General features: G+C 37.5%; 11 protein-coding genes and 1 pseudogene. 3 read left to right on the forward strand and 9 right to left on the reverse strand.

The genetic code is table 11. From position 1 onward, the window contains the following. Positions 1 to 238: 238 nt before the first annotated feature. The 3 genes and pseudogenes from B6F02_RS07175 to B6F02_RS07185 all read right to left on the reverse strand — a co-directional run bounded on the left by B6F02_RS07175 (position 239) and on the right by B6F02_RS07185 (position 2,933). Positions 239 to 1,387 (reverse strand): plasmid pRiA4b ORF-3 family protein, encoded by a 1,149-nt coding sequence (locus B6F02_RS07175; protein ID WP_080146678.1) that lies wholly within the window; start codon positions 1,385 to 1,387, stop codon positions 239 to 241. 387 nt (positions 1,388 to 1,774) lie between these two features. Continuing rightward, a pseudogene (locus B6F02_RS07180) lies at positions 1,775 to 2,002 on the reverse strand (6-phospho-beta-glucosidase); the annotation flags it as partial. A gap of 202 nt (positions 2,003 to 2,204) precedes the next feature. Beyond that, positions 2,205 to 2,933: a nuclease-related domain-containing protein gene (locus tag B6F02_RS07185; protein WP_256864695.1), complete on the reverse strand. Its 729-nt coding sequence runs from the start codon at positions 2,931 to 2,933 to the stop codon at positions 2,205 to 2,207. 73 nt (positions 2,934 to 3,006) lie between these two features. On the opposite strand from B6F02_RS07185, the gene B6F02_RS07190 reads away from it, so the two are divergent. Continuing rightward, positions 3,007 to 3,342 (forward strand): DUF6054 family protein, encoded by a 336-nt coding sequence (locus B6F02_RS07190; RefSeq protein ID WP_080146680.1) that lies wholly within the window; start codon positions 3,007 to 3,009, stop codon positions 3,340 to 3,342. Between the two features lie 321 nt (positions 3,343 to 3,663). Here the strand turns inward: B6F02_RS07190 and B6F02_RS07195 are convergent, their stop codons facing one another. From B6F02_RS07195 to B6F02_RS07205, 3 genes are all read right to left on the reverse strand, one after another. Beyond that, positions 3,664 to 4,509: an N-acetylmuramoyl-L-alanine amidase family protein gene (locus B6F02_RS07195; protein ID WP_080146681.1), complete on the reverse strand. Its 846-nt coding sequence runs from the start codon at positions 4,507 to 4,509 to the stop codon at positions 3,664 to 3,666. Positions 4,510 to 4,532: 23 nt separating this feature from the next. Beyond that, on the reverse strand, positions 4,533 to 5,081 hold the full coding sequence (locus tag B6F02_RS07200; protein ID WP_080146682.1) for a sigma-70 family RNA polymerase sigma factor: 549 nt from the start codon (positions 5,079 to 5,081) through the stop codon (positions 4,533 to 4,535). A 262-nt stretch (positions 5,082 to 5,343) separates the two neighbouring features. After that, positions 5,344 to 6,015, reverse strand: coding sequence for a YoaK family protein (locus B6F02_RS07205; protein ID WP_080146683.1), 672 nt, complete (start codon positions 6,013 to 6,015; stop codon positions 5,344 to 5,346). Positions 6,016 to 6,434: 419 nt separating this feature from the next. Between B6F02_RS07205 and B6F02_RS07210 the strand changes: the two genes are divergently transcribed. Then, positions 6,435 to 6,752: a PTS sugar transporter subunit IIB gene (locus tag B6F02_RS07210; RefSeq protein ID WP_080146684.1), complete on the forward strand. Its 318-nt coding sequence runs from the start codon at positions 6,435 to 6,437 to the stop codon at positions 6,750 to 6,752. A 96-nt stretch (positions 6,753 to 6,848) separates the two neighbouring features. On the opposite strand, the gene B6F02_RS07215 is transcribed toward B6F02_RS07210, so the two are convergent. Then, positions 6,849 to 7,616, reverse strand: a complete 768-nt coding sequence (locus B6F02_RS07215; protein ID WP_080146685.1) for a tyrosine-protein phosphatase — start codon at positions 7,614 to 7,616, stop codon at positions 6,849 to 6,851. Between the two features lie 322 nt (positions 7,617 to 7,938). On the opposite strand from B6F02_RS07215, the gene B6F02_RS07220 reads away from it, so the two are divergent. After that, positions 7,939 to 9,192 (forward strand): MFS transporter, encoded by a 1,254-nt coding sequence (locus tag B6F02_RS07220; protein WP_080146686.1) that lies wholly within the window; start codon positions 7,939 to 7,941, stop codon positions 9,190 to 9,192. Positions 9,193 to 9,995: 803 nt separating this feature from the next. Here B6F02_RS07220 and B6F02_RS07225 read toward each other — a convergent pair. Together B6F02_RS07225 and glpO are read right to left on the reverse strand one after the other, a co-directional pair. Then, a complete protein-coding gene (locus tag B6F02_RS07225; RefSeq protein ID WP_080146687.1) occupies positions 9,996 to 10,712 on the reverse strand; it encodes an MIP/aquaporin family protein in 717 nt (238 codons plus the stop codon). A gap of 6 nt (positions 10,713 to 10,718) precedes the next feature. Continuing rightward, positions 10,719 to 12,548, reverse strand: a complete 1,830-nt coding sequence (glpO, locus tag B6F02_RS07230) for a type 1 glycerol-3-phosphate oxidase (protein WP_080146688.1) — start codon at positions 12,546 to 12,548, stop codon at positions 10,719 to 10,721. Between the last annotated feature and the right edge of the window lie 9 nt (positions 12,549 to 12,557).

Raw genomic sequence — 12,557 nt, forward strand, 5'->3', positions numbered from 1 at the left:
TCGATCGCTTTCTTTAAATGATTAATTTAGATCCGATTTATCTGTATAATTATCTTGATGAATAAATTGACCTGTTATCGCATCAATTCATTTCAACTACAATACAACCGTTTTTTGTATGAAGAGGCACACTTCTAAGCTGGGTTTTGGATTGAACGTTTTCTGAATAAATATGATCCATCACTCTATTACCTGCGTAAACAAGTTCTCATTCACAAACACCGGTCGGACAATATCTTTATTGAATCTTTTCATTCAAAAGTTTATTGATAAATTCCAGATTCAGATAAGGCTTTTTTTGTTCATCAAAGCTGGCTTTCCACTCTACTGCTTCCTCAAATTGCTCATCATCTGGGTTGTTGAGGATGTTAAGCAGCATGAAATATCCTTCCAGACCCCCAATATCTTCAGGCATAGGATGCCCAATCATCATTGTACATTCTATCGGATATAGTTCAGTTTCTTCAAATATCCTATGTATTCGGATTTCATGTATCCAGTCGTCACCTAAGTCATACACATATTGAAAGGTCTTATTCTGAGATTGATTCAATTTCTCAATTGTCCATTCTTGCTCAACGATCGTTTTCTTAGAATGATCATTTTCTATTGCAAACTCGTCGGATACTGTCTCGCTAGATTGGATGACCGTGCCGTCTTGAAGGATGTACAAATGAAGATGTGAGTTACTCCACATAAAGCACGTTTGAATCACTATATGCAGCTCTTCCAGCGTCATTGATACTGGTACATGTACCACTCTGACAACATCTTGATGGTCGTCCAGTTTTAAATGAATGTGGACTTCAGCTTTCTGAACACTCTTCTCTAATTCTGCTGGAGTCTCATTTAAAACGGCCAATAACTGATCAATAGGAGTCTTTCCCTCTAACCGCTTAAAAGCAAACTGATTGAGTTTTAAATTTATCTCAGCAACATGATGCTCAATTCCACCATTACTTGCATAATGGTCAATCAACTTTAATACTTCAGATGTCATCGCAGACATTCTGCCAATCTTTTTCAAATCTGTGGCGTTCGTCAGAATCGTCTTTTGCGGGTCGGTTATGTATGTGTCTAGCGAACGATGATTTCCGTCTAGTTGCTGCAGGAGAACCGTTAAATGATGCAGAATGTTCTCTGATAAGCTGTTTGTAATAGTCTTTTCATCGATTGCAGAAACCAACATCATACCAGTGAAATCGTTGTAGTAGACAATCATCTCAGCAGAGTCTGTTGACACTATATTCACATACCAGTTAGATAACTGTTCCTCTGCTTTTAGATGCTCAATAAAATTCTCATCCATACTCGTAGAGTCGTTAGCAGTCCCTTTTCTGTACTTTTTGATTTTCTTGAAGCACTTCTTGGTTACACTGATGATCATAATGATTACCTGCCTTTACGAATTCTTTCATCCATTTTAGCACATAGATAAGCAGAGACATTTTATTTTGTGCAGTTTTTTAATAGTGAACCGTGCTCGCTAAAGAATTTTTTATATTGCCTGCGCATCAGCTATCCATTAACTGCAACAATCTGATATTAGTTTTTCCACCTTTTAAGTGACTGCTTCCTGACTCTAAAGCTTTATGAAGTAGCTATTGTTCCACTTCCTTTATAACCCTTTCCATTCTCAGGTACAAAATAAGCACTACTTTAACCATTAAGGTTGTTTAAACTGTGCTCAAAAATAAGTATTCGAAAGAGATTTAGGTATTTTTAATATATCCAAGCCTCTCCGAACATTTTCCTGTTTTTTGACTAATTTATCTTAGATCGCGGACAACTTTATCTTGATTGTAACTTTTTCTGCTTCTAATCGTTCAATTGTTTCAGCGAATTGAGGCAGGTAGTTTTTACGCACTATGATCAATTTATCCATTATTTTCTTAGCTGTTTCGCCGGTATGAACTAAAAGATTGATTGTAGATGCTTGTAAAGCAGTACCATAATCTCCTGTAACTGGTGCTTCAATGATTAATAATTCCATTGCTTTCATTTAACTGTACTAAAAAGCATATTCAGTAAAAAAAATAAAGCGATAAGCAAATTCTAAACATTCAGATTCTCAGCTTATCGCTTATTCCCTTTAAATAAAAAGACAACTTAATACTAATATACGCAGTTTATCATAACAAGAAAGGTGTTTGCTGAAAAGTGCCGCCTATAATTAAAGAACAAAATTATTTTTTGAACATCAATTATAACTGCTTTTGTTTAACTTGATCTATATGCCTTTGCTTCGTTGAAGAATTAACTCTTTGGTAGCTGCTTAAGCGCTGAGCTACTGCCTCTACATGCTCTTTCTGCAGTACAGGCGGGGATGATTGGATTACACTCTTAACATACCGTTTCAGCTGAGTTCTATACAGAACGGTCGCCGTTTGTTTATTATAGTCGATTTTCTTTAATGTACTGTGATCACTGAAGACAATCAAAGAACGATATAGTTGGTCATCTGATAGTCGTAGAGCTTCTTTCAATGCAGTAATATGTCCGCTGTTTTGCCAAATAGGATTAAAAAATTTGAATTTCTGACCGTTTTTAAAGGTCTGAGTCCATTGACGCTGCTTTTCATTTCCATAAATCCAGCCACTGTAGTTTTTAGACTCAATTACAAAAATACCCCAGCAGCATATAAATACAGTATCGATTTCTGTTGTTTGTCCATTACTTTTTGGTATGTATAGATTAGTCATTATCTTGCTAGTAACATTTATCTGCTCAAACAGCCGGAATATTTTAAATTCACCTACATTTCCTTTATTGAAAAATGTTTTAACGTAATTGTTACCGCTCGCCTCCCCGTAATTTGACTGATTAAACTCAATGTAATATTTTACAAGAATCAATGCGTATAATGTCAATACTAAAAATACTGGTAAAAGAACTAAAATAATAATTATCTCCTTTCTGTAAATTTTTATCACTTCCAATATAGGTTTTCAATCTAATCAGTGATAAAATAATTGTATCATAGTTCTTTGTAAAAGGAGTCTAAACATGACAAAGTACATATTTAATACGAATGGCGACTTTAATCGTTTTGTTGGAACGGTTCAAGATATTGCTGCTCATCTAAGCAATACGACTGAATTTGAAGGTGGACATCGATTTACTTCCAATACTGCTTTTCTAGTGTACGAACGCTATAGTCTCATTGGCAGCAGCCGAGTTTCATTAAGTATAGTAATTACAGAATCAGATGGTCAAATTCAGCTGGCAGCAATTTCTTCTGGTGGGAGTCAAGCCATGGTCCTGAAAATCAATACATGGGGAGAAGACGCCTTTTTGAATAAATTTATAAAAGCTCTAGAATCCACTGAGAAAACCTGGTAAATAAAGAATTTTTATAAAAGTATAATTCTTCAAATTTCTAACATCTGATTGTAATATATAGGAAAAAAATCGTGTTTTATCTTTAGTAAATTGAATCATTACTAAAATAGAAACACGATTTTTTTTTGAATCTTTTGTACAATGTTTTTAATCAATAAACATAGTATAGTAAAGGTTATGTTATAGAATATTTCTTCAATGATATAGAAATAACGTTAAATTTATTGAAACTCAATCCATAGTATTAACAGAGATCTCAATTAATATAAGGTGCTCTGAATAGAAACACTCCTGTGAATAAAATATTTTATATGCTTTTTACTATTCTACTTCTACAAAATTTGAATGTGCAGTAATGTAAAACTGCTGTCCTTTGGAATTTTCTACCTTATACTGTTCACCGCCGCCAACAGAAATTTTATCCAGAATTCTAGGAAATCCTTGTCCCTTCGTTAAGAAGCCGTAAACGTCAGCATCTTTCCAGCTGGGTGTCTTATAGAATCTCAACTGTCCATCATACTTGCTTTCAAGTCTTCTTCCTAAAAAAGACTTCAGCTCCGTTTTCTGATTTTCCTTATGAGTCTCTTTTGCTGCTCCATCAACATTTAAAGGGATATACTTTAGTCCGATCTTCCCGCAAATCACTTCGATGACAGCTTCTGCTGCGAGAATAAATGAAGCTTTTTGATGATAATACTTATGATCTAGTTCATGATCAATAAACCCGTATTCCATAATGACAGTTTCCGTTCTGCCGGTCAATCTGTGGAGAAAGTAGTAATCAACACCTGCACCTATTTTTCTAGTAAAAACTCTTCTTAATGGCAGTCCGGTCACTTCTACGAGTCTCTTTGCCAGATCCGTTGCAAAAATCGGCTTTGCATGAATAGAATGAATGGTTTCTACTCCTCTAGCTTTTCCATCAAAAGCATTCCAGTGATTGGATAAGCATACATCATACTGGTTTTTGATCCGAGCAATACGTTCTGTCGGACTTAGTGTAATATCGGATTTCCGTGTCATCCTTACATCTGCACCCATTGCTTTTAATCGACTATACTGGTACTTGCTGATTTCAAGTGCCCAGTCTTTTTCCAGCACGCCAAACCCGTTGGCTCCAGAATCTTTACCTCCATGTCCTGCATCAATGATAATTGTTTTTGTCATTTTTGTTCACTCCTCATAATTGGTTAAGTCTTAAGAACCGTATAAAAATGCTGCAATTTTTTTGCTATTCGTTTCTTTCGTTGATAAACAGTCTTGCGGCTGATTTTCCGCTTTCTTGAAATCTCCGTTACCGACAGCTGTTCGATTACAGCATCTTTCAAGTACTGCTGTTCTTGCTCATTCAAACAGTACAGCATCGACTGGAACAACGACCAGAACAAGACGTCTTCTTCAAACGCTTCAGTTTGATCGGTATTTAATTGCTCGAACTGTTCCGGTAATTTCTCTTCCCGCTCATGCTTTTTCTGTTCCTTCCGGATCTGATCAAGCAGTCCCCAATAGACTTTTCGATACGCATATCCAGTAAATTGATAAAAAAATTCTTCATTAAATAAATCATTTGGAAACTGTTCATACGCTTCCACTAATTTCAATCTCCCGATTTGAACAAAATCATCATAACTGTCACTGTCTAATCGGATATGGCATTTTTTCATTGCTCCAAAAATAATTGAATCATGAACAAAGAAAAAGTCACTTTCCATTTCAACGTGCAACTCTCTGCTTTTCATATTCCCTCTATTTCTAGAAGATCTTCTGAATAAATTGATACAAGGCCTTGTATGCATTTACTATAATCTTAGGGTTATTCTCATTCAAAAGACAGAAAAAGGAATATACTTAGCCAAAATGTCGATTCAGCTTTTTATTGCCACTATCCAGATCATTTATCAGAATTATTCTGTTTTTCTCATTAAACTTTTACTCATATCGACTAAAAAAGCCTTCCTGCAATCAAATGACTGCTGAAAGGCTTCTTATATAATAAAGTCGTTATGTTTGTTCTACCTGCTGAGTGATATAGAAGGCATAAATTAAAGGAATAATACAAAACAAGATACTTTTTATATCGAATAAGGTGACAAGATAAATTCCAAAAACCACTCCTATATGATAATAAAGTAAGGTAGCCGTATAAAAAACAGCTTTTGGTTTCAGTTTAGATTTAAAATGACTGTTCATCTTTTGTCTGCGGTAGCCTACCCACGAATTGATGCATTCGCGAATATTCCCTGTGGAAAATAATGTTGAGCTGTTATACTCTTTTGTTCCGCTGAAGATTCCCCATTGAAATGCAGATAATGCAAATAGCGGCAGTAAAGCCAGCAGTTCGTTGATACGGGAAGGAATAAACCCAATCAATATGACACCCATTATTTCAACCAGTATGCAATATTTCATGGATTCTTCGTCAAATTTCTCTCTAATAAAGGTGGAAATAACTAAAAGTAAAACAAAAGCAATTAACGCGAGCAATCTTAAGACAGCATCTAGAAAATCAGAAGCACCTAAGTTAATGAATAAATTGATTAAGTTAGCCGTCTGTGCAGATCCGAAATTACCTCTGGACAATAGTGCATAACTTCCAAAAAATCCACCAATCAGACACATTAAATAATGAATAATTTTTTCACTATCATTGTTTTTGCTCAATAAAATATGCATAACGACTCCCTGCTGTTGAAAAACCTACTCGGACATCTTCTTATAAATATTCTATATTGTATCAAAGATAGGTACTTTCAACAACTGAACAAGGGATGCGGATATACTTTTGGCACATTAACCAGCTCTGTTCCATCTTCAAAGCAGCTGCCGGAAATAAGCTCGTTTTTTTTTACAAATATATCTGTTTTAAATGAAAATAATGGTATTTTAAGTAATATTTTCTTATCCGTGTTTAAACTCAACTTTTGTTAAAATTAATCAGCTTATTTGATTATGAGAACACATCAATTGAATCATATTGATATTTAGTGTATAACTTAAGTATAGTTAGAAAACGTTTACATTCTGACTATACTTTTTTAGGAATCCATTGTCGGGTCAATCTTATACCAATTAAAGATAAGGAGAGATGTGGAATGTCTATAAAAACCATCATGTTAGTCTGTACAGCAGGTGTGAGTACGAGTAAACTCGTTTCAAATATGAGGACAGCAGCCGATGATAGAGGAATCGAAGCCGATATTTTTGCCGTATCCCCAAATGAAGCAGATGGCTACCTTTCTTCAAAAGACATAGATGTATTGTTATTAGGACCGCAAGTAAAATTTCTGAAAGATCAAATCCAAGAAAAAGTTTCTAGTAAAAATATCCCAGTTGAAATCATTGATATGAGAAATTTTGAAAATATGAATGGAGAAGCAGTATTGGATAAAGCTTTGGAATTTGTGCATTAGGAAATTTCAATCAAAAAGGAGATGCAGCTTAATGCTCTGCATCTCCTTTTTCGTGTTTATAGAACAAAATACATCTACAAACGAAAAAGCCATTTTCTAAAATAATCCTAAAAATTTTTTCTTAGGGATAGAAGTAGGTGTCGGCGGTATAACCGGATCTCCATTAATCAGATCTTTTGTAGTCTGATCAAATTCATGCCACTTGCTGCGTCCAAAATCTTTCAAAATCATTGCTCGTGCTTCTTTCATATGAAAGGCACGATTGTTTGTATTATGCGCATCAGAAGCAATAAAATGGACCATATTCGCTTCAACCAGTTGTTTACTCAGCTTTTGAATATGTTTTCCAAACCCGCCAGTGTAACTTGCTGCCGTTAACTGTGCTAAAGCACCGTGTTCTACTAAGTGTTTCAATTGTTTAGGATCTTCTTGAATCGCACGATTTCGTTCCGGATGGACGATCACTGGGGTCTTTCCATTCGTCTGCATTTCATAGAATAACCGCTCTGTATAGTTTGGAATAGTTGCAGTAGGAAATTCAATTAATAAGTATTGTTCTAATTCATCCGTAAACAGAAGTGTATCTTTTTCTAAGTCGCTTAAAATCTCACCATAGATTCGTATTTCCTGTCCTGGAAACAGCTTCAAAGAAATACCTTCCCGGTCTATTTCAGCCTGTACTTTTCCTACTAACTCCAAAACATCTTTTTTCTCATTCATCCAGCTTCGGTTCATATGGTGCGGCGTGGCTAAGATGTGAGTTATTCCCTCTTCTTCAGCCATTCGAGCCATTTCCAATGATTCTTCCATTGTTTTCGCGCCATCATCGATTCCAGGCAGTATATGGCAATGTAAATCCAGCATAAGTTCACTCTCTTTCAACATTAGTCTTCTTATCAATTCTGCTGTCAATTATTTACTTTATAGATATTCTTATTTTACACTAGAAAGAGATAGGTTACAAAACGATCTCAACTGCTAATAATGTCAAATGTCATTGGTACGTGAAATTGACTTTATTATAGCTATATTTGAATTATCTTCTCAATAAAATTTCCAAGCAAATACTTTCTTGCTTTCTAGTTATTAAATATTAAGACTTGTCAAAAGAATGATTAACCGCTATACTGTTGAAAGATTAAAATAAAAGATGCCAGTGAGCATCTATTTTAAGGAGTAGATCAATATGTTAAGCACAACTAGCACAACCCGCACAATCAGTGTGTCCAATAATCAAAAGAAAGCCCTCTTTGCAGCCCTTTCCGGATCTGGGATGGACGATATGAATGTCATGTTTCTGTCATTCGCATTATCTTCCATTATTACAGATCTCGGTATTACAGGTGCTCAAGGAGGGCTTATTTCAACGATCACCAATCTCGGTATGCTGCTGGGTGGACTGGTCTTTGGAGTATTAGCTGATCGAAACGGGAATTTAAAACTGTTCAAATGGTCGATTGCAATCTTCTCTATTGCTACTGCCGGCATGTTTTTTGTGGATTCATTTTTATGGATCAGTATACTGCGCTTTATTGCCGGAATCGGAGCCGGTGGAGAATATGGCATAGCCATGAGCATAATCGCTAAAGTTTCGCCTCCAGAAAAGTTGGGCAAAATGTCTTCCTGGAATGGTGTGGCTGGACAAATCGGTTCCATTTCCGCTGCTTTACTAGCTGGCGCGATGATTCCGCTGCTTGGCTGGAGAGGACTTTTCTTGTTCGGACTGATACCTCTTGCTCTAGTCTTGTGGTTGCACTTTTCGATTGATGGAGAATTTGAACTGATGGCTTCTGAAAAAGAGATCAATAAAGAAAAACCTTCGTTGAAAGAATTGTTTGCCACTAAAGAAATGACTCGAACGACTTTATCTTTAATGTTGATGACCACTGTGCAAATTGCCGGATATTTTGGCTTAATGAATTGGCTTCCTTCTATCATGCAGCAGCGTATCGGTCTGACAGTAACAGGCTCTTCTTTATGGATGGTCGTGACGATCATCGGGATGTCTCTAGGTATGCTGCTTTTCGGACGACTGTTGGATAAATTTGGACCGCGCACAATCTTCGCAGCTTTCCTGCTGGCTTCTGCAGCATCTGTTTTCTTGTTTGTTTATGCCAGTACACAATGGGCATTACTACTCGGCGGCGCCTTTGTAGGGTTCTTCGTCAATGGTATGTTCCCTGGATATGGCGCGATCGTAAGTATGCTTTACCCTAGTCGAATTCACTCTATCGCGAACAACGCCGTACTGAATGTTGGTCGTGCAATCGGCGGGTTTTCTTCTCTGGTCATTGGGTTTCTGATGGATAACTATAACTTGTTTTTCGTCATGGGATTCTTGAGTGTGCTGTATATAGTCAGTTTTGCAGTCATGATGACCATTCCTGGATTGAGAAAAGACACATACATGAGCAGTCGTGCGAAAACTTCTAAGATATAAATGAATAAAGTAAAATAGCAAACTTAATTATTCTGATGGATTAAAAGGACGATGCCAGTAACCGGCATCGTCCTTTTTGGTTGAGTTTTATTTGTAAGGAAGATTAGTTAAGACCTTATTCCATTTTTGTCTAAGCGATTAGAATGTAGCCAATTCGAAGATTGATAAAGAAATAAGGAGAAAAGGCACGCCTTTTTGACAAACATTTAATTTTTTTATGGAAGTTGGGACAACTTTTTCCTTATTTAGGGTGATTACTCTGCTCCAATTGATAGAAATCATCTCCTATTTTAGTTACTAAAGTTCTTTTTCTGCTTTAGTAGGTAAAATTCACCCTTTATTCTTGCTACTTGACCTCTTCTACTGCTTCAGTTGATAAAATTTACCACTTATTCTAGCTACTCAATCTCTTCTATTGCCCCAGTAGCTAAAATTAGCCCTTTATTTTTGCTACTCAAGCTCTTTTACCGCTTCAGTTGATAAAATTTACCCTTTATTCTTGCTACTTGACCTCTTCTACTACTTCAGTTGATAAAATTTACCACTTATTCTAGCTACTCAATCTCTTCTATTGCCCCAGTAGCTAAAATTAGCCCTTTATTTTTGCTACTCAAGTTCTTTTACCGCTTCAGTTGATAGAATTCACCTCTCTTTCTACCAACTCGACACACTTCTACTACCACAGTTGTTATAATCCCCATTTTATCCATTCAACTACCCATTCTTCCAACGAATTTTTTCCATAAAAAAAAGATTTCATATTCCACTCGAAAGTGAGCTATGAAATCTTTTAAAACTCCTATTTAAACAATTACCATATAAAGGGCTGCTGCTAATGCTGCTCCGACCATTGGTGCAGCAACTGGAATCCATGAGTAACCCCAGTCTGATCCGCCTTTATTTTTCAGTGGCAAGAATGCGTGAGCAATACGGGGACCTAAGTCACGAGCAGGGTTGATCGCGTACCCAGTAGATCCACCAAGTGAAAGACCGATAGATAAGATCAGTACCCCGACAACTAATGGATTCAATCCATCAGTAAATGAGTTTTGTCCGAATGCCATGATTCCAAATACTAATACGAATGTCCCAATAACTTCTGACAATACGTTGCTGACTGTGTCATAAATCTCTGGCGCTGTAGCAAAGGTTCCAAGGATTGCACCTTGGTCTGTTGTTTCTCTGAAGTGAGAAAGGTACGTTAACCAAACCAGTACAGCTCCAACAATTGCGCCAGCAGTTTGCGCAAGAATAAATGGCAGAACCATTGACCATTCCAAATTACCGATAATAGCCATTCCTAATGTAACAGCCGGGTTCAAATGAGCGGGTCCCATAAATCCTGAGATGTAAACGGCCATTGCTACGCCGGCACCCCATCCCATAGTGATGGCAACCCAGCCGGCACCTTCTGCTTTACTCTTTTTCAAGTTGCAAGCTGCCACTACACCGTCACCTAATAAAATCAAAATCATTGTTCCTAAAAATTCACTAAATATCGTCAACATATCTCCTGTCATCTACGTTCATTCTCCTTTTAATGTTTTTAAATCAGATTCCGCAACAGCAGCTTCTAATTCATTTTTGTATTGTACTTTCATTTCCTCAGTCCAGCCTTGATAACGAGCCATCTCTTCAATGACAGGTTCAATGATACTGTCCAGCGTGTCGCGCATAAATAGCATGTGGTTCGTACGGCGAATCAAGAAGTCGCTTGGTGTCAGTGTCATTTCTTCATCCATTGCATAGCGTAAGCTGAGCGTATCTGCTAACGTCAGTCCCTCTGCTTTTTCGACATCATCCAGTAAAGCAAAAACTTTTGGTGTATTAGATCCGTACAAATTAGCCAAGTACGAAGCTTCTGACTCGCTCAGCCCTAATTCCACACCTTGTTGAGTCAATTTATCGGTCTCTTCATCCACTTCCTGAGGGTTCAAGTCTCCACCAGATACTGGATATTGAGTAGAATCGATCAATTGGAAAGATTTATTAAAGTCATGATCCAGCACTTCAATCACTTTTCTCATAGCCCCTAATGCCATCTTGCGGTAATCAGTGATTTTTCCGCCGGCTACTGTAATCAAGCCGTCTTCATCAATATCCAGAGCACTACCTCGAGAAATCGATGACGGATTTGCGCCAGATTCAGCATTGCTGCTTTCAACACTTTGCAGAGCATCCTCTACATCAATGCGGTCTGCATTCCCTTTTTGATACGCTTCGATCGTAGAAATGACTCGGTCAAAACTTTCATCCGTAATCGCCTGTTTACTTCCGCCATTGTAGTCAGAGCCGCCATTTGTAGCAATTAACGGTCGTAATCCAGCCCAGCTGGATTCAATGTCATCTAAAGTAATATTGGCAGACGGATAACGGTCATTGACGATATCCAGCAAGTAGTCAACATCGGATTGTTCTACCGTTGGATTTGAGAAATCGCCTTTATAATCTGTATCTGTCGTTCCAAAATACGTTTTTTCTTCACGCGGAATAACAAAGACCATACGTCCATCTTGCTTGCCAGTATCAAAATAAGTCGGCTGCGGAACATGCAGCTTGCTGTTATCTACAACTAAATGCACACCTTTTGTCGGACGCATTTGAGGAGCTGCATCTGTTTTGTCATCCATCTGACGAATCGTATCAGACCAAGGACCGGTTGTATTCAACACGATTCTTGCTTTGATTTCAAAAGTTTCTCCTGTCAGCAAATCTTCTACTTTTGCGCCGCACGCTTTATCTTGCTGGTCATGCAGAATACCGACTACTTTCATTCGGCTGACCATATGACCGCCATCTTCAGCTGCGCGTTTGATATTTTCAATCACTAAACGTGCATCATTATTACGGTAGTCCAGATAAACACCAGCACCTAATAGTCCTTCGCTTTTCAGCTGAGGGACACGTTCTAACGCTTCTTCTTTTGTCAAAGTAATGTTCGCATATTTTGTTCCTGTCACGCTGGCTAATTGATCATAAAGATCCATTGCGACTTTTAAAGAAAACATTGAAAACGTTGAGCCGGGTTCATCATAGATCGGCAGAATCATCGGATCTGCTTTTGGAATATGCGGAGCAATTCCTTGAACAACGGCACGTTCTTGAACCGTATCTGCCACTACTTCTACGTCGAAGTTTTTCAAGTAGCGCAGTCCGCCATGAACGAGCTTAGTGGAGCGGGAAGAAGTTCCTTCCGCAAAATCCTGCATCTCAACCAGACCGGTTTTCAAACCAGAAGCGCTAGCCTGCAAAGCAGTTCCAGCACCTGTGATTCCTCCTCCGATGATCAATACGTCCAATGTCTCTTCTTTCAATGCTTGTATATCTTGTTTTCTTCTTTCTAATGAGAAAACCATCAATCTGTT

This window comes from Marinilactibacillus piezotolerans (assembly GCF_900169305.1).
GTDB classification, from domain to species: Bacteria; Bacillota; Bacilli; order Lactobacillales; family Carnobacteriaceae_A; genus Marinilactibacillus; species Marinilactibacillus piezotolerans_A.

Bases quoted from the DNA above. Each gene is read 5' to 3' on its own strand.
- B6F02_RS07225 (WP_080146687.1), bottom strand. From the start codon at position 10,712: ATGACAGGAGATATGTTGACGATATTTAGTGAATTTTTAGGAACAATG.
- B6F02_RS07210 (WP_080146684.1), top strand. From the start codon at position 6,435: ATGTCTATAAAAACCATCATGTTAGTCTGTACAGCAGGTGTGAGTACG.
- B6F02_RS07195 (WP_080146681.1), bottom strand. From the start codon at position 4,509: ATGACAAAAACAATTATCATTGATGCAGGACATGGAGGTAAAGATTCT.
- B6F02_RS07190 (WP_080146680.1), top strand. From the start codon at position 3,007: ATGACAAAGTACATATTTAATACGAATGGCGACTTTAATCGTTTTGTT.
- B6F02_RS07200 (WP_080146682.1), bottom strand. From the start codon at position 5,081: ATGAAAAGCAGAGAGTTGCACGTTGAAATGGAAAGTGACTTTTTCTTT.
- B6F02_RS07215 (WP_080146685.1), bottom strand. From the start codon at position 7,616: ATGCTGGATTTACATTGCCATATACTGCCTGGAATCGATGATGGCGCG.
- B6F02_RS07175 (WP_080146678.1), bottom strand. From the start codon at position 1,387: ATGATCATCAGTGTAACCAAGAAGTGCTTCAAGAAAATCAAAAAGTAC.
- B6F02_RS07220 (WP_080146686.1), top strand. From the start codon at position 7,939: ATGTTAAGCACAACTAGCACAACCCGCACAATCAGTGTGTCCAATAAT.
- glpO (WP_080146688.1), bottom strand. From the start codon at position 12,548: ATGGTTTTCTCATTAGAAAGAAGAAAACAAGATATACAAGCATTGAAA.
- B6F02_RS07205 (WP_080146683.1), bottom strand. From the start codon at position 6,015: ATGCATATTTTATTGAGCAAAAACAATGATAGTGAAAAAATTATTCAT.